At 72.5% G+C, this 22,704-nt stretch carries 16 protein-coding genes; 5 read left to right on the top strand and 11 right to left on the bottom strand.

The genetic code is table 11. The features are described 5' to 3' along the window. Positions 1-44: 44 nt before the first annotated feature. Positions 45-2,054, top strand: coding sequence for a prolyl oligopeptidase family serine peptidase (locus IE295_RS14850; protein ID WP_190064098.1), 2,010 nt, complete (start codon positions 45-47; stop codon positions 2,052-2,054). A 134-nt stretch (positions 2,055-2,188) separates the two neighbouring features. Here the strand turns inward: IE295_RS14850 and IE295_RS14855 are convergent, their stop codons facing one another. Next, positions 2,189-2,683 carry a hypothetical protein gene (locus IE295_RS14855; protein ID WP_190064099.1) on the bottom strand — a complete coding sequence of 165 codons (495 nt, stop codon included), beginning with the start codon at positions 2,681-2,683 and terminating at the stop codon, positions 2,189-2,191. Continuing rightward, a complete protein-coding gene (locus tag IE295_RS14860; protein WP_190064100.1) occupies positions 2,680-3,114 on the bottom strand; it encodes a hypothetical protein in 435 nt (144 codons plus the stop codon). Before IE295_RS14860 ends, IE295_RS14855 begins: the two co-directional genes overlap by 4 nt. Before the next feature lie 909 nt (positions 3,115-4,023). Between IE295_RS14860 and IE295_RS14865 the strand changes: the two genes are divergently transcribed. After that, a complete protein-coding gene (locus IE295_RS14865; protein ID WP_190064101.1) occupies positions 4,024-6,198 on the top strand; it encodes a hypothetical protein in 2,175 nt (724 codons plus the stop codon). A gap of 15 nt (positions 6,199-6,213) precedes the next feature. On the opposite strand, the gene IE295_RS14870 is transcribed toward IE295_RS14865, so the two are convergent. The 5 genes from IE295_RS14870 to IE295_RS14890 all read right to left on the bottom strand — a co-directional run bounded on the left by IE295_RS14870 (position 6,214) and on the right by IE295_RS14890 (position 12,648). Further along, complete coding sequence (locus tag IE295_RS14870) at positions 6,214-6,669, bottom strand: LppU/SCO3897 family protein (RefSeq protein WP_190064102.1); 456 nt, start codon at positions 6,667-6,669, stop codon at positions 6,214-6,216. 336 nt (positions 6,670-7,005) lie between these two features. Next, positions 7,006-7,437: a cupin domain-containing protein gene (locus IE295_RS14875; RefSeq protein WP_190064103.1), complete on the bottom strand. Its 432-nt coding sequence runs from the start codon at positions 7,435-7,437 to the stop codon at positions 7,006-7,008. A gap of 116 nt (positions 7,438-7,553) precedes the next feature. Next, positions 7,554-8,690 carry an NAD(P)/FAD-dependent oxidoreductase gene (locus IE295_RS14880; protein ID WP_224323262.1) on the bottom strand — a complete coding sequence of 379 codons (1,137 nt, stop codon included), beginning with the start codon at positions 8,688-8,690 and terminating at the stop codon, positions 7,554-7,556. Then, the gene (locus IE295_RS14885) at positions 8,687-11,689 is read right to left on the bottom strand and encodes a LodA/GoxA family CTQ-dependent oxidase (protein ID WP_190064104.1); all 3,003 of its coding nucleotides are present in this window, start codon (positions 11,687-11,689) and stop codon (positions 8,687-8,689) included. The genes IE295_RS14880 and IE295_RS14885 overlap by 4 nt, the downstream gene beginning before the upstream one ends. A gap of 104 nt (positions 11,690-11,793) precedes the next feature. After that, positions 11,794-12,648, bottom strand: a complete 855-nt coding sequence (locus tag IE295_RS14890) for a class I SAM-dependent methyltransferase (RefSeq protein WP_190064105.1) — start codon at positions 12,646-12,648, stop codon at positions 11,794-11,796. 71 nt (positions 12,649-12,719) lie between these two features. Between IE295_RS14890 and IE295_RS14895 the strand changes: the two genes are divergently transcribed. Next, on the top strand, positions 12,720-13,304 hold the full coding sequence (locus IE295_RS14895; RefSeq protein WP_190064106.1) for a TetR/AcrR family transcriptional regulator: 585 nt from the start codon (positions 12,720-12,722) through the stop codon (positions 13,302-13,304). 38 nt (positions 13,305-13,342) lie between these two features. Here the strand turns inward: IE295_RS14895 and IE295_RS14900 are convergent, their stop codons facing one another. The 3 genes from IE295_RS14900 to IE295_RS14910 all read right to left on the bottom strand — a co-directional run bounded on the left by IE295_RS14900 (position 13,343) and on the right by IE295_RS14910 (position 17,366). Continuing rightward, positions 13,343-15,328, bottom strand: a complete 1,986-nt coding sequence (locus IE295_RS14900) for a SpoIIE family protein phosphatase (protein WP_190064107.1) — start codon at positions 15,326-15,328, stop codon at positions 13,343-13,345. 110 nt (positions 15,329-15,438) lie between these two features. Further along, positions 15,439-16,413, bottom strand: coding sequence for an NAD-dependent epimerase/dehydratase family protein (locus IE295_RS14905; RefSeq protein ID WP_190064108.1), 975 nt, complete (start codon positions 16,411-16,413; stop codon positions 15,439-15,441). Then, positions 16,410-17,366 carry an alpha/beta fold hydrolase gene (locus IE295_RS14910; protein ID WP_190064109.1) on the bottom strand — a complete coding sequence of 319 codons (957 nt, stop codon included), beginning with the start codon at positions 17,364-17,366 and terminating at the stop codon, positions 16,410-16,412. Before IE295_RS14910 ends, IE295_RS14905 begins: the two co-directional genes overlap by 4 nt. Positions 17,367-17,577: 211 nt before the next feature. Between IE295_RS14910 and IE295_RS14915 the strand changes: the two genes are divergently transcribed. Further along, positions 17,578-19,188 carry an AMP-binding protein gene (locus IE295_RS14915; protein ID WP_190064110.1) on the top strand — a complete coding sequence of 537 codons (1,611 nt, stop codon included), beginning with the start codon at positions 17,578-17,580 and terminating at the stop codon, positions 19,186-19,188. Between the two features lie 141 nt (positions 19,189-19,329). On the opposite strand, the gene IE295_RS14920 is transcribed toward IE295_RS14915, so the two are convergent. After that, on the bottom strand, positions 19,330-21,396 hold the full coding sequence (locus tag IE295_RS14920) for an ABC transporter ATP-binding protein (protein WP_190064111.1): 2,067 nt from the start codon (positions 21,394-21,396) through the stop codon (positions 19,330-19,332). Positions 21,397-21,826: 430 nt separating this feature from the next. On the opposite strand from IE295_RS14920, the gene IE295_RS14925 reads away from it, so the two are divergent. Further along, positions 21,827-22,678, top strand: coding sequence for a YwqG family protein (locus IE295_RS14925; protein ID WP_190064112.1), 852 nt, complete (start codon positions 21,827-21,829; stop codon positions 22,676-22,678). Positions 22,679-22,704: the final 26 nt, after the last annotated feature.

Here is a 22,704-nt window from a genome sequence, read left to right on the forward strand (position 1 = left end):
ATGCTGCTCGGCGCGCTCCGGCGCCACCAGGGGAGGGGCGGTACATGATCGATGACGATCCTTACGCATGGCTGGAAGACGTCACGGGCGACGCCGCGCTCGCCTGGGTGCGCGAGCGCAACGCCGAGACCACCGCGCGGCTGACCGGCGCCCCAGGATTCCCGCGCCTGACGGCACGGCTGCGGGAGGTCCTGGACGACACCTCCCGGATCCCCTACGTCGGCCGCTGCGGCCCCCACCTCTACAACTTCTGGCAGGACGCCGGCTCCGTACGGGGCCAATGGCGCCGCACGACGCTGGAGGAGTACCGCGAGGACCAGCCGGTGTGGGAGGTCCTGCTCGACCTCGACGCGCTGGCCGCGGCCGAGGGGGAGCCGTGGGTGTGGGACGGATGCCGGCTGCTCCACCCCGGTTTCCGCCGCGCCCTGGTCAAGCTCTCGCGCGACGGCGCGGACGCCGTCGTGGTGCGCGAGTTCGACCTGGACGCCAAGGCCTTCGTCGACGACGGCTTCCACGTGCCCGAGGCCAAGACGCAGATCTGCTGGATCGACCACGATCACGTCTTCGTCGGCACGGACTTCGGCCCGGGATCGATGACGGAATCGGGGTACCCGCGTACGGTCCGGCGCTGGCGGCGCGGCGTTCCCCTGGCCGACGCGGAACCGGTCCACGAGGTGGCGGAGCAGGACCTGTGCGCCGCGGCCTGGCACGACCCCACCGAGGGGTTCCAGCGCGACTTCGCCGCCCGCTACGCGGACTTCTGGCACCACGAGATGTTCCTGCTGACGGACCACGGCGTTCCGGTGAAGATCGACGTACCGGACGACGCGGGCAAGGACGTCCACCGCGAGTGGCTGCTGGTCACCCCCGAGTCGCCCTGGCTCGAATACCCGGCGGGGACACTCCTCGCCTTCCCCTTCGACTCCTTCATGACCGGCGACCGGACCGCGACCGTCCTGTTCACACCGGACTCCCGCACCTCGCTCGTCGGCTACACCTGGACCCGCCACCACCTGATCGTCGAAACCCTCACGGACGTGGCCACCCGCGTGGAGGTGTTCACCCCCTACCCCGACGGCGGCTGGTCCCACGAACCGCTCACGGACGTACCGCCCCTGGCATCCGTGACGGTCACCGACACCGATCCCGACACGGGCGACGAGTACTTCCTGGACGTCGCCGGCCACCTGCGGCCGTCCACCCTCTACCGCGGCGAGATCGGGCGGGGCACAGAAGCGGTGAAGCGGGCCCCCGCGTGGTTCGAGACCGCCGGAATGACCGTGCGCCAGCACTTCGCGACCTCACGGGACGGCACCCGCGTGCCGTACTTCGTGATCGGCGAGGACGCCTCCGAAGGCCCCACGCTGCTCACCGGCTACGGCGGCTTCCAGACCTCGCTGACCCCCTACTACAGCGGCATCACCGGGCGGGCCTGGCTCTCCCGGGGCGGCACCTTCGTCGTCGCCAACATCCGGGGCGGCGGAGAATACGGGCCGCGCTGGCACCGCAGCGCCCTCAAGGCCGGCAGGGAACGATCCTTCCAGGACTTCGCCGCCGTCGCCCGGGACCTCGTCGACCGAGGCATCACCGTCCCCTCGAAGCTGGGCGCCACGGGCGGCAGCAACGGCGGACTGCTGATGGGCGCCATGCTGACCCGCTACCCCCACCTGTTCGGGGCCGTCGTCGCCCACGTCCCGATACTGGACCTCCTGCGCTTCCACCGGCTGCTCGCCGGAGCCAGCTGGATCGCCGAATACGGAGACCCCGACGACCCCGAGGACCACGCGCACCTGGCCCGCCTCTCGCCGTACCACAACCTCCGCGCGGACCACCTCTACCCACCGGTCCTGCTCCTGACGTCCACCAGGGACGACCGGGTGCATCCCGCACACGCCCGCAAGATGGCCGCCCGCCTGCGGGACATGGGCCACCGCGTGCTCTTCCACGAGAACCCCGGCGGCGGCCACAGCGGCGCGTCCGACCACGAACAGGCCGCGTTCACCCAGGCCCTGACGTACACCTTCCTCTGGCAGGAGCTGGCCCCCGGCCCCTGACGGCCGGGCAGACCGTACACGGGGACGAGCCGGCCACGGTGCGCCGTCGTGCACCACAGCTCTCGCTTCGCGGCGGCGTCGGACCGGCGGAGTTCCGGGCGGCTCGTCCAGCTCGGGACGTGCCGCCCGGCCGCCTAATAGGACCTATTCATCCGGTAGCAGGCGAGCCGCGTGACGGGACCTTGGCGGCAGAGCCAGAGACGGACGTTGGCCACCTTGGTGTTCCGCCATTTGACGTGGACCCGGAGCACTCCGTCTTCCCCCGCCTTGGGGTTCACGTCGGACAGCCCGTCGGAGGCCCAGTTCCCCCAGAAGTTCACGTAGTCGTATGTCGCCCGCACCCACGCGGTGATGGTCCAGTCGTTCGACAGACCCACTTCACCGTCGAAGGACGCGGTGTAGGTGGTCTTGCCGTCCACCGATCCGTCCTTGTAGTAACGGTAGAACCCCTCCGCGTTGGATTTCTCCTCGTAGCCGCCCGCGTGGACCCGGTAAATGGTGTCGGCCTGCGCAGTGTGCGGGGTGGCGAGCACCGGGACCAGAGCCAGGAGCGCCGTGATGACGATTCCGCGCAGCTTCGCCGTTCGAGGCCGACGTGCCGAGGCCGCGGTCTTCCTTGCCCCCCTCACTTCGTCATCCGAACGCAGGTAGGCGGCTGGTTACGGTCCTTGAGGTAGCAGAGGTTGAAGCGGACGTTGGCCACCTTGTCGTCGCTCCACTGGGCCCTCACCGACAGGTTGGGCGACGCGGCCACCGGCTCGACGTCGACACGCCCGTCGGTATGCCACTGCCCGAACCAGTCGAGATAGTCGTAGGTGACCCGGATCCACGCCGAGTCCACGGCGGACGGCCAGACCAGCTCGACATGGCCGTTGAACTTCGCGCGGTAGGAAGGCACTTCGCCGGTTGCGCCGTCCTTGGAGTAGCTGTACGTCCCTGACGCGTAAGCGCTGTTTTCGATGGATCCGCTGATCGAGTAAGTGGTCGCCGCGGTCGTAGGCGCGGCCTGCGCCGCGGGTGCCGCGGTCAGCCCGGCCAACAGGGCCGCCGCGGCAGCCACGGATATTCCTGGCTTCACACCGTTCTCCCTTCGTCTCCGCCGATCTACGGAACGAACACAGTTCTCACCTGCGACGTGGACCGGATCGTCAGCGCCACGCCGCCCATGAGTGTGCTCCGGCCGATACGGGGCGTGGCAACAGCGGAGCACTGTCCCGGACAGGCCGGTTACCGTTCGGGCTGGTCACAGCTCTGTCCGGGACAGTGGCCGGCTTGTCCGGGACCAGGAGACGATGGCACTGCCGGTCACCTGCGGGACTCCGCGTACGGAACGCCGTGGGTAGCCGGGGTCAGGCCTGCCGCTCGAAGATGACCACGCAGCCGTCCGGCGCGGTCACTGTGAAGCGGTCGGCGGTGACCTCGATCGCGCAGCTGACGAGTTCGTCGCTGGACGTGCTCATCACCAGCGTCGTCCCGTCCGGCATCCAGGCCGTGCCCGCGTCCCACACCGGCAACCCCCGGTCGGGGTCGCACCTCCCGAGCTACCGGGTCCCGGGGCCGATGGTGAGCTCGGCCGGGTATGCGCGGGCGCACTCGGAGCCGGAGACGCGGCGCCAGCGGCCCGAGATGAGTCGCGGCTCGGACGCGCCCGCATCCGTCATGGTGAGGCCGGTCGTCGGTGGTGTCCGGCAGGGCAGACGTCGGTGTTCCGGCAGGCGGCCGGAGCGCCCCTGCCAGGGGTCCGCCTCTCCATGTTGCCGCGCTCCCTCGCCCGGCGCAGGCTGGGACGGTCGGGAGATCTCCGGTGCACCCGGCCCGATTACCCCCCGGGTGTACCCGGAGCCGAGGGGGCGGGGGGAGGCCGGGGGAGGTTGAGGGGGATCCGTAAAGGCGGGGGGCCTGTCCAGCCCGGGTACCGGACCATCCCGTACAGCGGACCATCGCGTGCACCGGACCCCAGGAGGGCACCATGTGTGACTGGGAACCGCAGCCCTACGTCGACCCCCGCCTGCTGCCGAACAGCGCCGACGTGGCGCCGGCCGGAGCCCCGGTCGCCGCCCCCATCACGGTCGAGGACGAGCTGCCGGGCGCGCCGGGCACGCAGCGCGGGAGCGCCGACGACCCCGCCGTGCCGCCGTTCCCGTCGCCGCTACCGTGCCGCCTGGACTTCCCCGACGGCTGCTACCAGGTGACGATCCGCCCGGACCTGGCCTCCTTCCAGAGCACCGTCGGCACCTTGCGCGTCGACCGGGCGGCACCGTCCGCCGGGCCCGACGGGGTGATCGTCAGCGGTGACCTGTACCGGCAGCCTCCATCCGTGGTGAACCCGGCCGGCGGCGGCCCGGGAGCGGCCGTCGGCGCCGTACTCGACCAGGACGCCCCGGTGCTCCCCGGCGCCCCCGGCGAGTCCGCCGCCGCGGCGGCCAGCCGGGGGACCTCGCCGTTCCCCCTCCCGCGGCCGATCCCGGTCTTCCCGCGCGACCGGTACCGCTCCTACCTCAAGGGCACACGCCTGGTGGTGCCCCGGGTCGCCCCGCCGGGACAGCCGTGCCAGGTCACCGTCGACGTCGACGAGTTCGACTACACGCAGCCGGCGACGGGTTCGTTCCAGGGCTCCTTCCCGTTCTCGCCCAGCCGTTCCCTGACGTTCGTCCTCAACCCGGTGCCGAGCACCTTCCCCACGCCGTTCCCCTCGGGACCGAGGTTCGAAGGCCGCGTCCTCGAGGGCGGCACCGACCGGGGCTCGGTCAGCCTGACCTGGACCTCGAGTTTCCTGCGCCGCGCCGTACTCGAGATAGACACCCTCAGGGGAGCCGTCGCCCCCCAGCCGGTACCCGACGCGGCCGGCACCGGCACGGAATTCTTCGACACCGTCTACGCGACGGCCGGCTGGCAGCTGACCATCGACCGCGCCGAGGACCAGGTCGACATCCCGGCGCCCACCGGCGTCAATCCCAGCGCCTGCTGGTCGCCCGGCGACCTGCACGCGCTCATGGCGGGCGTGCGCAAGGCCACCACCGATCTCGACGCCGAATGGCGCACCCACCTCGTCGTCGTCCCGGCGACCATGGGCTGCTCGCGCGGCGTCATGTACGACCAGATCGACGTGCCGCGCGAGGGGTCCGCCAGCTTCAGCGACGACGGCTACCCCGGCTCCAGCTCCTCGAACTTCGGGACCGCCGAGAATCAGCTGCAGCGCAACGTGCTGCGCGCCTACCTCCGCTCGGCCACGCACGAGGTGACCCACGCCTTCAACCAGATCCATCAGGAGGAAGAGACCGCGCCGGACAACTCGATCATGACCACCACGCCGAGCGTGGCCGACGTCCTGGGCGGACCCACCACCGGCGCGCCCGGGGTGTTCCCCGACCAGATCAACCTCGGCTTCAACACCACCGTGCGCAACCACCTGGCGCACATGCCCGACCCGGTGGTGCGGCCCGGCGGCTGGCCGTTCGGCGGCTGGACCCTTGTCGGCGCCCCGCAGGCGTCCGACCGCAACCTCTTCCATCCGAACGAGCTGAAGCTCGAGGTCGGCGCCGAGACAGGCCACGCGCCCCTGGGCGCTCCCGTCACCGTCTCGTGGAAGCTGACCAACACCTCCGGTGCCCCCCTGCTGGTTCCCAACGACGTCCGCATGGAGGCGCTGTTCACCACCATGTCGTGCGTCGACGAGAGCGGAGAGGACAGGCCGGTCCGCCCGTTCGTCATCACCTGCGAGGAAGCGAAGCTGGCCCCGCTGGAGCCCGGTGCCTCTCTGTCCGCCGACTACCGCGTCTTCTGGAGCTCCGACGGCTTCCCGCTCGAACGACCGGGCCGGCACACCGTGACGGTGACGGTCGCGTGGTCGGCCGGTGGCCTGCCGGTCGCGGTGACCGGCACCTGCGACATCTGGGTGGACCGCCCCACGACCGACGCCGAGAACCGGGACGCCGCCCTGGTCATGCACCCGGAGGTCGGCAAGTGGGTCGTGCTCGGCGGTGGGGCCCACCACCTCGAGGAGGCCGTCGACCGCCTGCGCAGGCTGGACAGCGGCGACAGGCGGAGCCTGGACCTGGACGCGGGCGTACGGTCGCGGGTCGCGGAGGCCTTCAGCGCGCTCGAGCTGATGCCGACGGGGACGGACACCACAGGGCCGGCGTGAGGCGGGCCGAAGACCTCACCGTGCGTAGGAGCCGAGGCCGACCAGGCAGTAGACGATCGAGCTGATGGTCCGCCCGCCCAGCGTCCTCTCGGACGAGTAGGCGTACTGCGTATCCGTGTTGCTCTTGCACCTGTTCAGGTCGGTCGTGCCGTGGAAGGTCTCGATCACCCGGTAGTGGGCGTCGGACGAGCCGCAGGCGACCACGTTGACGTTCTTCACGCTGACCGGAGTCCGTGAGTCGGGGATCGTTCCGCCGAGGCAGGTACCGGTCCGGTACGGGGTGTCGTCAGGGGTCGGATGCGCGTCGTGGCCGACGGCAGGGGCGGAGCGGAGGATGCCGCCACTGTGGACCGGGCGCGGGCTGGGACTGGGCGGGCCGGATGCCTTGGGTGACGCGTCGTCGTTCCGTGTCGCCACGATGACGGCGACCAGCGTGCCGAGTACGGCCAGGACGAGCAACGGCTTCGCCACCTGGCGCCCGCTGGGGGAGGGCCTCGGCCCTGGCGGCGGCGCGCTTCTGAAGCGGATCCGGATGTACGCCGTCCCGTGTTCGGTGGCGGCCTTGACGAGGCTCCCGTCCCGGACGGAGGGGATGCGAATGGTGGCCGTCCCCGTCGGTAAGCCGACGGTTCTGGTGACCCCGGATGCAGCCTCCTCCGGGGTCAGATACAACGTGACTTCTGTCGGCACCTGTTACTCCGGGGCTGGGGAACGACCATCTCCTTGAGCTTCCCGGATTGTCTTAGGAATTGAGGCCCTTGCCCAGCCCCTGGGACGGAGCGTGCCCGCCGTCACGCTCGGTGCGGCTCAGCCGACTCCGACGAGCAGCGGACCGAGCTGTGATTCCAGCCAGGACGGCAGGTCCAGCAGCCGCACGCCCTCCTGCTCGTTCGGGTCCGTTCGCGCGACCAGGCACACCATGTCCTCCGTGCCGGTGTTCACCGGCATGTGCGGGGTGTCGGCGGGGATGTAGATGTAGTCGCCCGCGTGCAGCACCACGTGCTGGGCCAGACCCTCACCGTGCCACACCTCGACCAGGCCGGACTGGACGAAGATGGCTGATTCGTGGCCCTCGTGCAGGTGAGGGCGCCCCCGGGTGCCGGCGGGCATCACCAGACGGTGGAGGCACAGCCGCTCCGACCCCGCCGACTCGGCGCTGATCCCCGCGCCGAACGTGCCGCCCTGGATGCCTTCGTACTGCCCGGTACGGACCACCGCGCACTGCTTCTGATCTGTCATGCGCGCAGTACAACAGCCTGTACACGACGTTCGATCACTTCGAGCCAGGTGACAAGGTCCGCAAGACCGTCCCGTCACCGCTGCCGCATGACGGGCTCGTGCCGGCGGGGTGCGGATCAGCCGAGTCGGCTGCGGCGCCGCCAGAAGGGATGTGCCTGCCAGCGGTGTTCCTGGGCGTAGGCGTGCGCGTGGTGGTCGCGGTAGGCGTCCGCGATGCGGGTGAGGAACGTGGTGTACGCCGAGAGGGCCTCGGGGGTGCCGCGCAGGCACAGGTCGACGGTGTGGCCCGCGCGGGCTCCCGTGTGCAGGGCTGTGAGGATTCCCTGGGAGGAGAGCGGGTCGAAGGCGAGGGCAGCGTCTCCCGCGGCGATCCATCCCGGTCCTGCCGGAGGGGTGAGGCGCAGCCCGTGGGCGGGGGTCCAGCGCGGTGCGGTGGCGGGTGGGGCGTATCCGGCCAGGCGGGTGCGGAGGTGACGGGTGCGCCCGGCCCGGGCCAGGAAGCCCTGGGGGGTGCGCAGGGCGGGGTCGGTGAGGTCGGCGTCGGTCAGGTGGGCGACGAGCCGCCCGGCGGGAATCCTGGCGGTGTACCACCAGCCCTGGGGCACCGCTTCCACGAGCGTACGCAGCTCCTCGTCCGCTGCCCGGCCGCTTCCTGCCGGGTGGGGGAAGAGGGCGAAGGCGGCCATGAGCCGGTCCTGTCGCCGGCGTACGGCCTGTCCGCGGCCGATGACGGCGCGACGGCCGGTCGCGTCGACGACCCAGGGGCTGTGCAGCTCTTCGACCAGGCCTTCGTGCCGGATGAACAGCCGTCGGTCCGTGCCGTGGGCGAGGTACTTCACGACGGTGGCCTGCCGGAGTTCCGCGCCCGCGGCCACCGCGGCATCGCGCAGTGAGGCGTCGAACCGGCGCCTGTCGAGGTGCCAGCCGTGGCCGTTGGGGTCGAAGAGATGGCTGCGGCCATGGAGTTCCGGCGACCCCCAGCAGGCGAGGGTTCCGGTGGACCGTAGGTGCGCGTCGGCCGTGAAGTCCGCCCACAACCCCAGGTCGTGCAGCAAGGGGCGAGCCGCGGGCGGCAGCGTCTCCCCGACCTTGAGCTGTGCGGCCTCCGGCCCTCCAATGCGGTCGTCGACGAGGAGCACGCGGCGGCCGGCCCGGGCCAGGGTCAGGGCCGCCACCGCGCCCGCGGGGCCGGCACCGGCCACCACCGCCTCGAAGCGCTCGGCCACCGGGGCACGGGCGGTGCCGCCGCTCACCGTCCGTCCGGGAAGCGCACGACCTTCTCGAAGTATCCCGCCAGCACTTCCTCACCGGGCAGATCCGTGCCGACGAGGGCGGAGTCCACGGCCTCGTCCCGCCGGGCGGGGTCGGCGGCCCCCGGAACGTGCAGGCACACCAGATTGCGCCGGTCGGACGGTGCGTGGTCGGGGGAGAAGCCCACTTCGGACTCCACCAGCATCGTCCGGGGGAGCTCGGGGTCGTCGGACGCCCCGTCGCGCCGCTCGAGGATGCCGAGCCTGCCGAAGTCCTTGACCATGGCGTTCATCTGGGCGACGGCGCTGGTGGCGGGCAGCCACCGGTCCCAGACGGCCCGGTTCTCGAACGCGGTTCGGCGTTCTTCGGCGGTGAGCGCAGTGTCGACGGCGGTCTCGTAGTCCGCCTCCGTCAGGACGTGGTTGGGCACCCGCGCCGGCCAGAAGGTGGGGAGGTAGGGGTCGTACCGCGGCCCGAAGCCCAAGTAGTAGCCGGAACGACAGCGTGCGGTGTCGGTCTGCCAGGGCACGGCCATCCACCGGGTCAGATCGCCCGGCCCCTGCGCGTACACCGGGCCGTCGACCGCGAGCGCCGTCTGCGGGGTGAGCGTCGTGCCGTACGCGGGCTCGGGCGCGGCGGGATCGCGGTGCCGCAGCCGGAAGGGCGCGGCGTACATGGTGGGGTGACGCATCGGCCAGGTGAACTCGCAGCCCGGGTGGAAGGCGTCGGCCACGCAGTAGGACAGGACGGCCCGGTCGAGCGTCCCGGGGCGTTCGGCCAGTGGCAGTTCGTCGAGGGTCCTGGGCGGGGTGGCCGCCGGGTCGTAGTCGGCGTCGAAGTCCCCGGCGGCCCATCGGGCGAGCAGCCGGTACTGCAGGGGAGTGAGCGTCAGGTGTTGCCGGGCCGAGACGGGCCGTACGCTCATCGCGTCCCCGTAGATCGCCGGCCACGGCACGGGGGAGAGGCCGTCGCGGTCGGTTTCGCGCATCGTCGCCCAGATCTGCTGGCGCAGCTCGGCGTTCCGCGGGTGGGGGTCGGCCAGCCGGGCGAGCCGGTCGGGGGCGAGGAGGTGTTCACGCCCGGCGTGTCCGAAGTGGGCGGCGATACCGCGGTTGACCCACTGCAGATCGCACAGGCGCCGCAGCAGCGGCAGGATCTCGCGGGTGAAGGAGACCCGCTGCGGCGGCGCGAGCGTCCCCGCGGCCACGAAGGTGTCGCGCATCAGGTCGTACATCGTGCGCACCGACTTCAGGTCCGGCGCGTAGTTCGGCGGAGCGACCACCACCCAGGCGGGATCGACGGGTACGGTGCGCCCGTCGATGCGGGCCTCGGCGGTCACCGGGCCGTCGGAGACGTCGTCGTGCCAGGTGTCGTTGTTGGCGAAGTGCCCCGCCGGCTTGTTCTCGAAGGAGGCGGAGACTCCGCGGCCGCCCAGGAAGACCAGCCGGCCGACGGCGTCCGTGCGCAGCTCGCCGAGGTAGACGGGCTTGTCCATGAAGGTGCCCGTGTCGAAGCGGTATTCGGGCTTCCCCGAGCGGTTGGCGCCGCGTACGGACCGGGGCCCGGGGTCGATGACCAGCCGGTGCCGCTGGTCGTCGGCGACCGCGGCATTGCGCGGCGTGGTCGCGGCGGCCTGGGCGGCCTCCGGGATGTCCAGGGCCAGCTGGAACTGGTACCAGGCGGCCTTCTTGTTGGCCACGTGCACGGTCCACCGGAGGTCGGCGTTGTCCGACGTCAGCTCGGCGACCGCCTCACCGGCGGCGTTGTAGCCGTACACGCGGAAGCGGGCGGCCTGCCGCTTGAGCGCCCCCGTCGCGTCCTTGTAGTTCCCGGTGGGCAGAGGAGGGGAATCGTCCACCTCGGGGCCGAGGAAGAACTCGTCGGCGCTGTCGCCGATCCGGGCCACGCCGATCGCGGGGTGCACCGCGGCCCGGACGATCCGGGTGTCACGACCGTGCGGCTCGGTGGACACCCCTCGCGCCGGACCGGGTTCGGCCGTAGGGACGCCGTTCGCGTCGCGGCGGCGTGTCGCGGAGGCCCGGTAGACGACCTTACGGGCCTCTGCGAGGCTGCCGACCGGCTGGTGCTCGGGCAGGCTGTGCCACGGGTTCCAGGCGAGGTTGTCGCCGTAAGCGTCCTGGCCGCGGGCGGCGGTGTCCTGCCGGTGCAGGGTCAGCCGCGCCACCCGCACGGGGGCGCTCTCCGATTCCTCCCAGCGCACGGTCGCGCGGTCCAGCGGCATGCGGGCCGGATCCGCCCGGAACTGCAGCATCAGATCGAACGCGGCCTCGCCCGCGGACAGCCGGTGCCGTAGATCGTCACGGAGGAACGAGGGGTTCTCCTCCGGCGGAGCCGCCTGGGGGTCACCGGCCGAGCAGCCCGCCGGCACGAGCTTGTACTTCACGTACCGGCCGGGACCGAAAGCGTACGGAAGCACGCCCCAGTACGTGGCGGTCAGCACGCTCTCCTCGAGCTTGCGCATGTCCCGCAGAATCTGGTCGGTGACCGGGTGGTCGCGCCGGTACGCCACGGGGTCCTGCTGGAACTCGCAGAAATCCCGGGCCGTGTCGACGAAGAACACGTCGTGGTTCTGCAGGATCAGGTCCTGGGTGTCCGCCCGGCTCTCCTGCTCGAGCAGCTTGGGCCCCGGCACGTCGAACAGCTTGATGCCCACGCCGACGGTCCTGCGCAGGTCCGGCCGGTCCGGCAGGACGTCGCTGGAGAACCGCACCCAGGCCGTCAGGCCGCCTTCCTGCTCCCCGGCGGCCTTGAGGAAGCCGACGCACAGCTCCGGCGGGAGCCCGGGAGCGACCGTGAGCACGCCGCGGGCGACACCGTGGTACTTGACGAAGACCGGCCGCAGGACCGGATCCTGCCCTTGCGAGATCCGGCCGCCCATCCGCTTCTCCACGAACTCGGCCACCAGCGACGCGACGGGGTCGGTGGCACAGTCCGGCAGCGCCTCCGGGGAGTCCCCGGAGGCGGTGGGCATCCCGGTCATGACCTGACCCTCCTGTCGGTGGAGCGGACAGCGGGCCGTTCGCGCCCGGCTGGCATATGCCTGCCCGCGGCGCGACCGCCATAACGCACAATGCGAATATCGGACTAATCGGGGTGATGGGACGCGGCCGGCGGCGACAGTGTCGCGGTGACCGCGACCGTCGTGTAGCGCATCGTGAAGCCGCCGCCCATCGCATCGATGGCGGCCCCGACGTCGGCCAGCACTTCCGCCAGCTTGTCCTGCGGGAGCCGGGTGAGGGCACCCTGGGTGGGCATCTGGTCCAGCCACGCGTCCCGGGTGTAGGTCCACTCCCAGTCGAATCGCCACTGCTCCGGGGCGCTGAACCCGCCCACCGCACGGATCCCGTCGGCGGCCTTGGCGAACAGTGCCTGGTACACGTCCAGGGTGTGCCGCACCGCCCGGAGGTCGAAGGACGAGTCGGGCATCGCCTGCCGGTACGCCGTGGCGAAGGCTTCCGCCACCTCGGGCGGAAGCCGGAACACGTTCCAGAACGCCGCCAGCCGGCCGCCGGGCCGCAGCACCCGCGCGGCCTTGGCCGCTCCCGCCACCGGGTCTATCCAGTGCCAGGCCTGGCCTGCGACGACCGCGTCGAATTCCCGGCCGGCCGGATCCCAGGCCTCGAACGTCGCTACGTCGACCCGGCCGCCGAGCCGCCGCGCCAGGCCGGCCATCCGCGCGTCGGGCTCGACTCCCAGCACCCTGCAGCCGGCCGCCTGGAACTGCCGGGCGGCAATCCCGGTGCCGCATCCGACGTCGAGAACGTCGGGGCCGGGGGTGCCCGGGCCGGCGGCGATGATCCGGTCCACCAGGGCTTGGGGATAGCGGGGCCGGGCCCGGTCGTAGCGTTCGGCGTCCGAGCCGAACGACTCGGCCACGTCCCGATGTTGATGGCTCTCGTTCCGGGAGCGGTGAGCTAGCTCCGGGGGTAAAGTGGGCATGCGCCCACTATGGTGGGCGCATGCCCACTCGTCAACGGGTGGGCCCGGCGCGAGAAGGAGGAACGGGCGCTATGCCGACAGGGGTGGCCATGCGCGACGCGCGCGATCAGCTGTTCGATGCCGCCGAGCGCGTCCTGCTCCGGGACGGGCCGAGCGCGCTGACCAGCCGGGCGGTCACCACGGAGGCGGGGTGCGCCAAGGGGGTCCTGCACCGGCACTTCACCGACTTCGACGCCTTCCTCGCCGAGCTCGTACGGGACCGCATCGGCCGGCTCGACGACCAGGCCGCGGCCCTGCGCGACCGTGCCGGGGCCGGCACCCTCGCCGACAACCTCGCCGACGCGCTGACGGCCCTGTTCGGCTCGGTCGCCGTGGCGATCGTCGGCCTCGTCACCTCCCGGGACGACCTGCGCGCCCGGCTCCGCCGCACCACGCCGACCGGCATCCCGCTGGTGACGGAAGCCACCGCGATGATCGCCTCCTACCTCACCGCCGAGCGGGAGCTGGGCCGCATCACGGCGGACGCCGACGTCGATACGCTCGCCCCCACGCTGATCGGGGCGGTGCACATGCTGTTCGCCGACCGGAAGGGCACTCCGCCGGAGACGGAAGCCGTCCGCAGGACGGTGACCACGGTCATCGCCGCCGTCGTGTGAGAACCGCGGCGGCCTGCCGGCCACGGCTGCCGGCCCGGTCAAAGGCGGTTCAGCCGCGCCACGAGGATCGCGGCGTCGTCCGTGGAACTGGCCGGGCGGGCCGCCACGAGAGCGTCGCACACCTCGTTCAGGGGTGCCCTCGGGTCGTGCACGGCGCGGCCCAGGACCTCGATGCCGTGGTCGAGGTCGAGCGTGCCGCCTGGATCTTCGATCATCCCATCGGTGTAGAACACCAGCAGGCTGCCGGACGGGAGGGCGACCTCGGTGTCGGTGTACACCTGGTGCAGGCCCATGCCCAGGGGCGGTCCCGGCTCGATGCGCAGAGGGCCGGCTGCCCCGTCCGGCCGGATCACCAGGGGCGGCGGATGCCCGGCCAGCGCGAGGCGGCACCGGCCGGTGGCACCGTCGTAGACCGCGCAGGCGCATGTCGCGGCGAGGTCACCGGGGTCGCCGGTGAACAACTGGTCGAGGCGGGTGAGCAGTTGGCCGGGGGGCATGCCGACCGAGAGGAGTGCGTGGGCGCTGGAGCGGTAGCGGCCCATCGCGGCGGCGGCCTGTACGCCGTGGCCCATCACATCGCCCACACCCAGGCCGACCCTGCCGCCGGGCAGCGGGATCGCGTCGTACCAGTCGCCTCCGGCCAGGGCATCGTCCTCGGCGGGACGGTAGCGGTAGGCCAGGTCGAACCAGCGGGCGGACGGTAGCCGCGCCGGCAGCAGGTGGCGCTGGAGAGCGAGGGCGGCAAGCCGTTCACGCCGGTACAGCAGGGCGTTGTCGATGGCGGTGGCGGTACGGGCGGCGATCCCCTGGGACAGGAGAACGTCCTCACTGCTGAAGGGAGTGCCGTGCCGGAGGAAGGTGACCGCTCCGAGGACCTCGCCGGTCGTGATCAGGGGCACTGCGACGCCATGCCGTGAGGCCGCATCGCCGTCGCCTTCCTTCGTCTCGAACACCACGGGCGTCATCGAAGCGACGCACTCGGCGACGGCCGGGCCGGCCGGGCGCGGGGGCGGCAGTTCCTCTTCCGGCCGTGGAGCGCGGGCGCTCGAGGGGAGGGCGAGCGGGTGGAAGAGCGGCGGGTGAGAGCCGGCGTGCCGCTCGTCCGGCTTCAGCGCGTCGTGCGGTTCGGAGCCGGCGGCGACCGACGCGGGGGAGCCCTGCAGCAGATCGACGGCGACCGAGTCGGCGAACTCCGGAACGCACGCCGCAGCCACCTGGCCGGCGACGGCACGAGGATCCAGCTGCCGGCCGATCCGGGCCCCGACCCGCCCCAGCAGGTCGAGTCTGCGCCGGCTGCGGGCCATGTCCAGCAGCTCGCCCGTGGAGTCCAGCAACTCGTGGACGAAGCCCCCCACTCCCCGGATGGTGCCGTCGGCCTCCCGGAGAGGGAACAGGGTTCCGACGACCGCCATCGCCTCGCCATCCGGTCTGACCGCGGAGACCCGCAGGCTGTCGACGGTCTCACCGTGATCCACGACGCGGCGCAGCACCTGTTCGTACGCCTGCGGGTCGGGCAGCGTGAGCACGTCGGCCACGCGGCGCCCCAGATGCTCCTCGACGGACTTGCCGTTGAGTCGGGCGCAGGCGCTGTTGACGAACCGGAAGCGGAGTTCGGTGTCGAGTACGGCCAGGCCGACGGGCGTGGCGTGCACAAGCCGCTCCACCGCGGCCGGGTCGCACCCGCCGACCGGCTGCGCCTCGAGAGGTGCCACGGCAAGCACCCCGTCGCCGTCCGCGAGCGGAACCGCGACGGCGTACCAGGCGACGCAGCGGCACGTGCCGTCGCGTCGACGCAGCCAGTCGGTGCGCACGTCGCCGGGCGTACGCAACAGCGCCCGGACGAGCCCGGCGCCCCGCAGCGTCACCTTGTCGCCGAGCAGAGCCGCGTCCTGACCGATGATCTCCCGGTCCGCGTAGCCGGTGAGCTCCCGCGCCCCCGTGCTCCACTGCTGTACGCGCCCGTCCGGGTCGATGAGCACGGTGGCGAGGCCGGTGTGACCAGCCGCAGACGGGGGTTCATCCATGCACAGCATCCTGCCGTTCTGAACGGGCCCGGCGTACGGAAGGACACGGGTACCGGCCCCCGGGCCGTGACGAGAAGGGGTGCGCATGTCATGAACCGTGGCCGCGGCGGTCAGCAGCGCAGGCGGCGGAGGCCTTCGTCGGTGCCGACGAGGGGGCGGTAGCCGAGGAGGGTGCGGGCCGCGGTGATGTCGAACCAGTGGGCCCGCACCGCTCCGGCCACGACGAGCCGGGTCACCGGCGGTGCTCCCGGCAGGTGCAGCACCCGCCATCCCGCGTCGCAGATCGCCCCGGCGGAGCGGGCGAGCGGTACGGGGACGGGCAGCAGGCGGGGGGCGTACCCCAGGGCGTGGAAGAGGCCGGTCAGCCACCGGGCGAGGGTGCGGGGTTCGTCCTGGGTGACGAAGTAGGGGCGGCCGGCGGCGGGGCTCCCCGGCGTGACCCGGTCGAGGGCGAGCAGATGGGCGTGGACGGCGTTGTCGATGTGCACGGTGTCGATGCGTTTCCGGCCGCCGCCGGGGAGGGGGAGGACACCCCAGCGGGCCGCGCGCAGCAGCCGGGGGACGAAGTGGGGGTCGCCGGGGCCCCAGACGCAGTGGGGGCGGAGCGCGGCGGTGGCGAGGACGGGCCCGTCGGCGGCGAGCACCAGACGTTCCGCGGCGGTCTTGGAGGCGGGGTAGGGGCCCAGGGGGACGGGGGCGTACGGGAGCGATTCGTCGCCGCCGTCGATGTCGTCCTCGCCGAGGACCACGCTGGGGCTGGAGGTGTGGATCAGGGTGCCCACGCCGTGGCGGCGACAGGCGTCCACCACGTGCCGGGTGCCGGTGACGTTGACGTCGTGGAAGCGGACCGGCGCCCCGCCGGGGGCGACGTGGGCGGCGGTGTGCACGACGGCCTCGTGCCCGGCGACCGCCCGGCGCACCGCCTGGGCGTCCCGTACGTCGCCCAGCCGCTGCTCGACGCCGAGAGCGGCGAGGTCCGGGCTGTGGTGCCGGTGGAACGTGCGCACGGTGTGACCCGCCGCGAGCAATCGCCGGCACAGGGCCTGGCCGAGAAAGCCGCTGCCGCCGGTGACCAGGACCCTCATGGCAGGCTCCGGCGGGGTGCGGCCGGGCGTGGTGGGGGAGGAGAGGTGTCCAGGAAGTGACGGATGGCGGGGACGAGTTCGGCGCGCGCGTCCTCCAGCACGTAGTGGCCGGCGTCGGGGTAGCGCAGGACGCGGGCGTGGGGGAAGCGCCGCTGCCACTCGTCGGCCAGCGGTGGCCGCAGCACCGGATCCCGCATGCCCCAGCCGACCAGCAGGGGATGCTGCCGCAGGGCACGCGTGAGGTGCTGCAGGAGGGTCATCATCGACCACCCCGGCACTTTGCGCGTGAGGGGGACGTCGCGGAGCAACCGGGTCTGGGCGGTCCGGTGCCGGCGGTGCCGGTGAGGGGCGGCGAAGGCGCGGCGCACCTCGGCGGGCCGGGGCGTCGTGGTGCCCAGGCGGGCGGCTCCCCGTACCCAGCCGGGGGTGTAGTGCGCGGCCACCGCGCTCGGCAGGGGGCGTTGCAGCAGGCGGAACCAGCGCGGCGGCAGGCCGTCGGCGGGGAAGGGGAAGGCGAGCGTGTTGAGGGCGACCAGCCGGTCGACCCGGTCCGGGTGGAGGCAGGCCCAGGTCAGCGCGATGGGGCCGCCCCAGTCGTGGCCGATCACCGTCCACCCGTGCTCCGGGGCGCCCCGCTCGGCGATCAGATGGTCCACCAGGTCGTCCAGGGCGGCCACTTGGGATCCGATGAGGAGCGACGCCGGGAGAGGGGCGTGGTCCTGGGAGAGCCCCATGCCGATCAGGTCCGGGGCGATGCAGCGGTAGGCGTCGTCGATCTCCGTCACCAGGTGGCGCCAGATGTAGCTCCAGGCGGGGTTCCCGTGGACCATGAGCACCGGCGGGCCCGTGCCCTCGTCCACGAAGTGCATGCGGGCAGCGGGGTGATCGAACCACTGTGAGACGTAGGGGAACCGGGGCCAGGCGGTGGTGGTGCGGGTGGTCGGGGCGGGCATGCGGTCGGCCTTTCCTCGGGGCCTGAGGCGACGCGTGCGGTGTGCTCCAACCGCTATGTCTCGTCCGCCGTGACCGTCTTCATGTGCGGGCGCGGGCCCCGACGCGCGATGGCGGTCCTGATTCACACCTGTGGGTGATGCCCGGTGTTGTTCGCGGCCGCATGCTGGGGTCACTGGCCGTGCGTTCGCGGACGACGGGAGGTGCCCCGAGGTGGCGTCACTGGTGACGGACGTGCTGGGGGAGTTCGCGCGGCACCCCGAGCAGGTGTGTCTCCGGTATCCCGTGTCCGGAGGGGAATTCGGGGCGCTCACCCGTGCCGAAGCGGCGGCGCTGAGCCTGTCGACCGCCGCCGCGCTCGACCGGGCCGGCATCCGGCCGGGTCACCGGGTGGCGGTTCTGACCCGAGACCCCGTCGAACTCGCCGTGGGCGTCGTCACGTTGATCGGCACGGGAGCGGTCCCGGTCCTCGTCGACGGCTCCCTTCCGCTGGCGGTGATGAGACGATGCCTGGCCGCGGCGGCCCCTGACGCGGTGCTGGGCGAGCCGCTCGCGGATCTCGCCGGACGGCTCACCGGCTGGGGCGGGCGAGGGGTGCGTCGGCGCCTCGCCGTCGGCGCGCCCGTGGTCTGGCCCGGTCCGTCCCTGGACAGGCTGCGCCGGCGGGTGACGCCCCGACGGGAGCTGACCGATCCCCCCGACGACGCGACGGCGCTTATTGTCTTCACCTCCGGCGCGACGGGGCCGCCCAAGGGCGTCGTCCACCGGCACACCGCTCTCCGCGCGGTGGCCCGGGCGTTCACCGAGGGGCTGCCGCCTGCGCGGGAGCTCTCGGTGGCCGCCTTCGCGCCGGCCGCGTTCCTCGGTCCGCTCCTCGGCACCACGATGGTCGTCCCCCGCCTCGACCTCAGGCGGCCCGCCCGGGTCCGTGCCCACGCGCTCGCGGAGGCCGTGCTCCGCACCGGCGCCGGGACGCTGTGGGGATCGCCCGCACTGGTGGACCGTCTGGCCCGGCACTGCCACCGCACCGGCACGGCGCTGCCCACCCTGCGGCACATCCTCTCCTTCGGCGCCACACTGCCCTATCCGGTGCTCGACCGGGTGCGCGGCTGCCTGCCCGACGTGACCGTGCACAGCGTCTACGGCGCCACCGAGGCCCTGCCGGTCAGCGCGATCGACCATCATGAACTGCTCGCACTGCGCCCCGCCACCGTCGGCGGCCACGGGGTCTGCCTGGGCCGCCCCCTCCCCGGCGTCGAGGTCCGCGTTCTCCCGCCGGACCACCCCGCCGGGCCGGGGGCGCCCGGGCTGCGGTGTGGTGCCGTCGGCGAACTCGCCGTCACCGGTGAGTACGTCAGCTCCGGCTACCTCGACCCGGCGGCCACCCGGGCGGCGAAGGAACGGGGCGCGCACGGCGAGGTCGTCCACCGGACCGGCGACGCCGGGCACCTCGACGAGCAGGGGCGCATCTGGTTCCACGGCCGCCTGGCACACCGGGTGCCCACGACGGACGGGGAGTTGTTCACCGAGCGGGTCGAGCCGGTGCTCGAGGAAGTGCCCGGGGTGCGCCGGGTTGCGCTGGTCGGTGTCGCGTCGTCCGGCGACCGACGCCCCGTCGTGGTCGTGGAGTGCGAACGGTCCGGCCCCGGCCGCGCGGAGGTGCGGCGTGGCGTGCGCAAGGCGCTCGCCGACGGGGCCGGGGGTGCCTCGGCGGACCTACCCGTGCTCTTCCACCGGTCGCTGCCCGTCGACCACCGGCACGGAGCCAAAATCGACCGCGCCCGGCTCGCCCGCTGGGCCGCCCCCCGGGTTTCTTGGCAGTGACGGCACCACACTCGGAGGACGGGCGATCGTCATCGCGGGGCTCGGCCTCCCCGGTTCAGCCGTTCCGGCTCCGGCGGGCGGGTGCCCCGGCCGAGGTGGTGCTGCCCGTACGCCGTCCATGCCCGTCGGTTCAGTGCGGCGTCATCCATCACAACTCCCCTTCCCCTTCCCCGTCCCGGCCGTCTCGCCCGGTCGGCGCTGCCCGGGCACGACGGCGTCCTGGAACTGGGCGCGCTGCATCTCGTACAACTCCCGGAAGACCCCGGCGGTCGGGTGGTGGTGCAGTTCCTCGAAGGTGCCGCTCTCGCGCAGTTCGCCGTCCTCGAGCACGTGGATGAGGTCGGCGTGCCGTACGGAGGCGAGGCGGTGGGTGATCAGGACGACGGTCTGGCCGCCGTCGGCGAGTTTGCGGATCTGGTCGAAGACCTCCAGCTCGGCTTTGGCGTCGAGGGCTGAGGTGGGCTCGTCGACGATGAGGATCTGGGCGTCGCGGTAGCGGGCACGGGCGATGCCCAGCTTCTGCCACTGGCCTCCCGACAGCTCCCGGCCGCCCTTGTAGCCCTTGGTCAACAGGGTGTCCCAGCCTCGGGGGAGTTCGGCGACGACCTTGTCGGCCCCCGCGTACGCGGCGGCCCCCTCCAGAGCCTGTTCGTCCATCGGCCGCTCCGCCCGGCCGATGGCGATGTTCATGCGGCAGGTGAACGGCCACCGGTGAAAGTCCTGGCCGACCACCGCGATCCGGTCCCACAGCTGGGCGCGGTCCAGGTCGCGGGCGTCGACGCCGTTCCAGCGGATGACGCCGCCGTCGTCCGGGTGGTAGAGGCCGGCCAGCAGCCTGGAGACGGTGGTCTTGCCGGAGCCGTTCTCGCCGACCAGGGCCACGATCTTGCCCATGGGAATGTCGAGGGTGACGTCCCTCAGGGCCGGCCGGTCTGCCTTGCGGGTGTCCTCCGGTTCGTCGGCCGGGTCGTTGCCGGCCGGGTCGTTGTCGGCGGGGTAGTGGAAGGTGACGTTCTCGAAGCGGATCAGCGCCAGGTCGTCGGGCACGGGCATGCCTCCGACGGGGATCGCCTGGCGGGCCGCCTCCAGGAAGAGGCGTTCGAGGTCCTGCACGTAGCACGCCTGCTCGTACAGGTTGTTGACCTGGAGGACCAGGGTGGACAGGCTCTGCCCGCCGGTGCGGATGGCCAGGACGGCGGTTCCCGCGACCGACAGCGCCATCATGCCCGTGGCCAGCAGCGTGCCGAGGGCGATGTAGGTGAGGGTGGCGGCGATGCCGGTCAGGGCGGAGGCGACCAGGCGGACGCGGGCGCGGCTGGAGGCCAGGCGGGACTGCTCGGTCTCGTACGCCTCCGACATCCGCCGGAAGTGGTGGAGCAGGAACGGGCCCACGCCGTGGACCCGGATCTCCGGCGCGGGGCCTGTCCTCATCAGGGAATCGCCGAGCAGCCGTCCTGCCCGCGAGTGCTGCATCCACTGCTGGTAACTGGCGTACCGGGCCCGCGAGTTCCGTAGAGACGCCCATGAGCGGGGGAGGGTCATCAGCACCAGGAGGGGCAGAAGCGCCGGGTGGAGGACGGTGAGGACTCCGGCGGCGGCCACGAATGACACGAGAGAGCCGACGACTCCGGTGCAGGAGCCGACCATGCGGCGGGCTTCACTGGCGCCGATCCTGGCACTGTCCATGAGCCTGTTGAAGCCGGCGTCCTCGATCGCCGACAGCTCGACGTTGCTCACGCGGGTGAGGTACATCTCGGTGGCGACCCGCTCGACCTTCGGCTCCAGCCGCCCGGTGCCGGACGTCGATGCCGCTGACGCGACCGCGCCGATGATGCCCGTGATCGCGACGCCGATCATGGCGGGGATCGCCGCCCGCACGCGGTGCTCGATGGTGCCGGTGGCCAGCACGGTGGCCAGGACCGAGTTGACCGCGACCAGGCCGACGGCCTGGCTGATCCCGCGCGTCAGCTCGCCGGCGCCGACCGTCCACATCGCGCGGCGGTCGGCACGCCACGCCAGGCGCACGGTGAACGCCACCAGGCGCGGGAGCTGCAGGGCCATCGCCCACAGCGACATCCGGAAGTACGCGTCCCTGTGGTCGGCCCACCGCGCGTTGTACAGCAGCGGCCCGCCGAACAGCAGCCGCTCGGACGCCGACCCTTCCACGGAGTCCGGCCGCTCGTGCGGGTTCTTCGTCTTGAGCTTCATGCCGTGCCTCCCGCGGGGGTGGTCGGCCGGCATTCGAACAGCAAGGGCACCCTCGTGTCGCTCGTACGGCAGGTGTGACGGTGACGCACTTCGCCTCCTCGTTGACGCGTGGATCGGACGAGTGATCGGAAAACGACCCCCGATCGGGCCAAGTCACGGGCTCTTGAGGGCGTTTCGTCGCGCCTAAGTTCGATGAGATGTCAATGAGGCTGTGACCGCGGGGCAGGAGCTCGGGCGGGCTGTGTGCGATTCACTCGGCCGTGGCTGCTCACTCGTTTCGGGGATTGCGTTGCGCACGGAAACGACGGACTGCCGCCCGCCGCCCGGGAGCTGCCGGGCGGCGCGTGGGGTGACTTTGCAGCCGGCCGGGTGACGGAGCGATTCTCAGCAGCCCCATGTCGTTGTCAGTGGTCCCGTGCATCATCGAGCCATGACTGAGAGCACCACCGACGCGCTGCACGCGCTCGCCCGCGAACACCTGCCGCACGAGATCGCCGAGCGGTGGATCGGGTTGCTGCGGCCGGGCCTGGGGCTGGAGAAGGCCGCGGATCCGGGGGCGGATGCGGTCGTCGGCCGGCTCGGCGGCCTGCCGGAGCTTCCCGGGGACGAGGAGTGGCCGGCATGGGAGGGGCACGGTCCGCTCTCCTTCATCGCTTCCCTCGACTGCGCCGCGCTGCCCTCCGCCGCCCTCGACATCGCCCTGCCGACGGACGGCACACTGGCCTTCTTCCACTTCGACGGGCAGCTGGACGACGGCCGTGCCAGGGTCTCGCCCCACGAGCCCGACAGCCGGGCGGCGGCGCGCGTGCTGTACGTACCGGCGGGCGTTCCCCTCGTCGAGCGGGCGGCGCCGGCGGGAATCCGGCCCTACCGCGAGGTGCGGCTGACAGCGCGCGTGGAGACGACGGCCCCCTATCCCTGGCATCCGGTGGTCTACCGGGAGTTCGCGCCGATGCCCGGCGACCATCCGCTGTGGGACGAGGACTTCCGGGAGGCCCTGTGGGACCTTCCGGGCGCGGGGCACCGCGTGGGAGGCCACGCCGATCCGGTGCAGGACGATGTGGAGTCCGAGGTCGCCGGCGCTGCCCTGGGCAACCCGCCGAACGACGACCCCCGCATCGGCGAGGAGGCCCTGCGCTGGGTGCTGCTCGCCCAGATCGACTCGGACGACGACGCCGGCATGATGTGGGGCGACTGCGGAGCCCTGTACTGGCTCATACGCCCCGAAGACCTGGCCGCACGCCGCTTCGACCGTGCCATGTTCACCTGGCAGTGCAGCTGAATCCGGCGCGGGCTCCCGACCCGCAC

The organism is Streptomyces griseocarneus (assembly GCF_014655595.1).
Classification (GTDB): Bacteria; Actinomycetota; Actinomycetes; order Streptomycetales; family Streptomycetaceae; genus Streptomyces; species Streptomyces griseocarneus.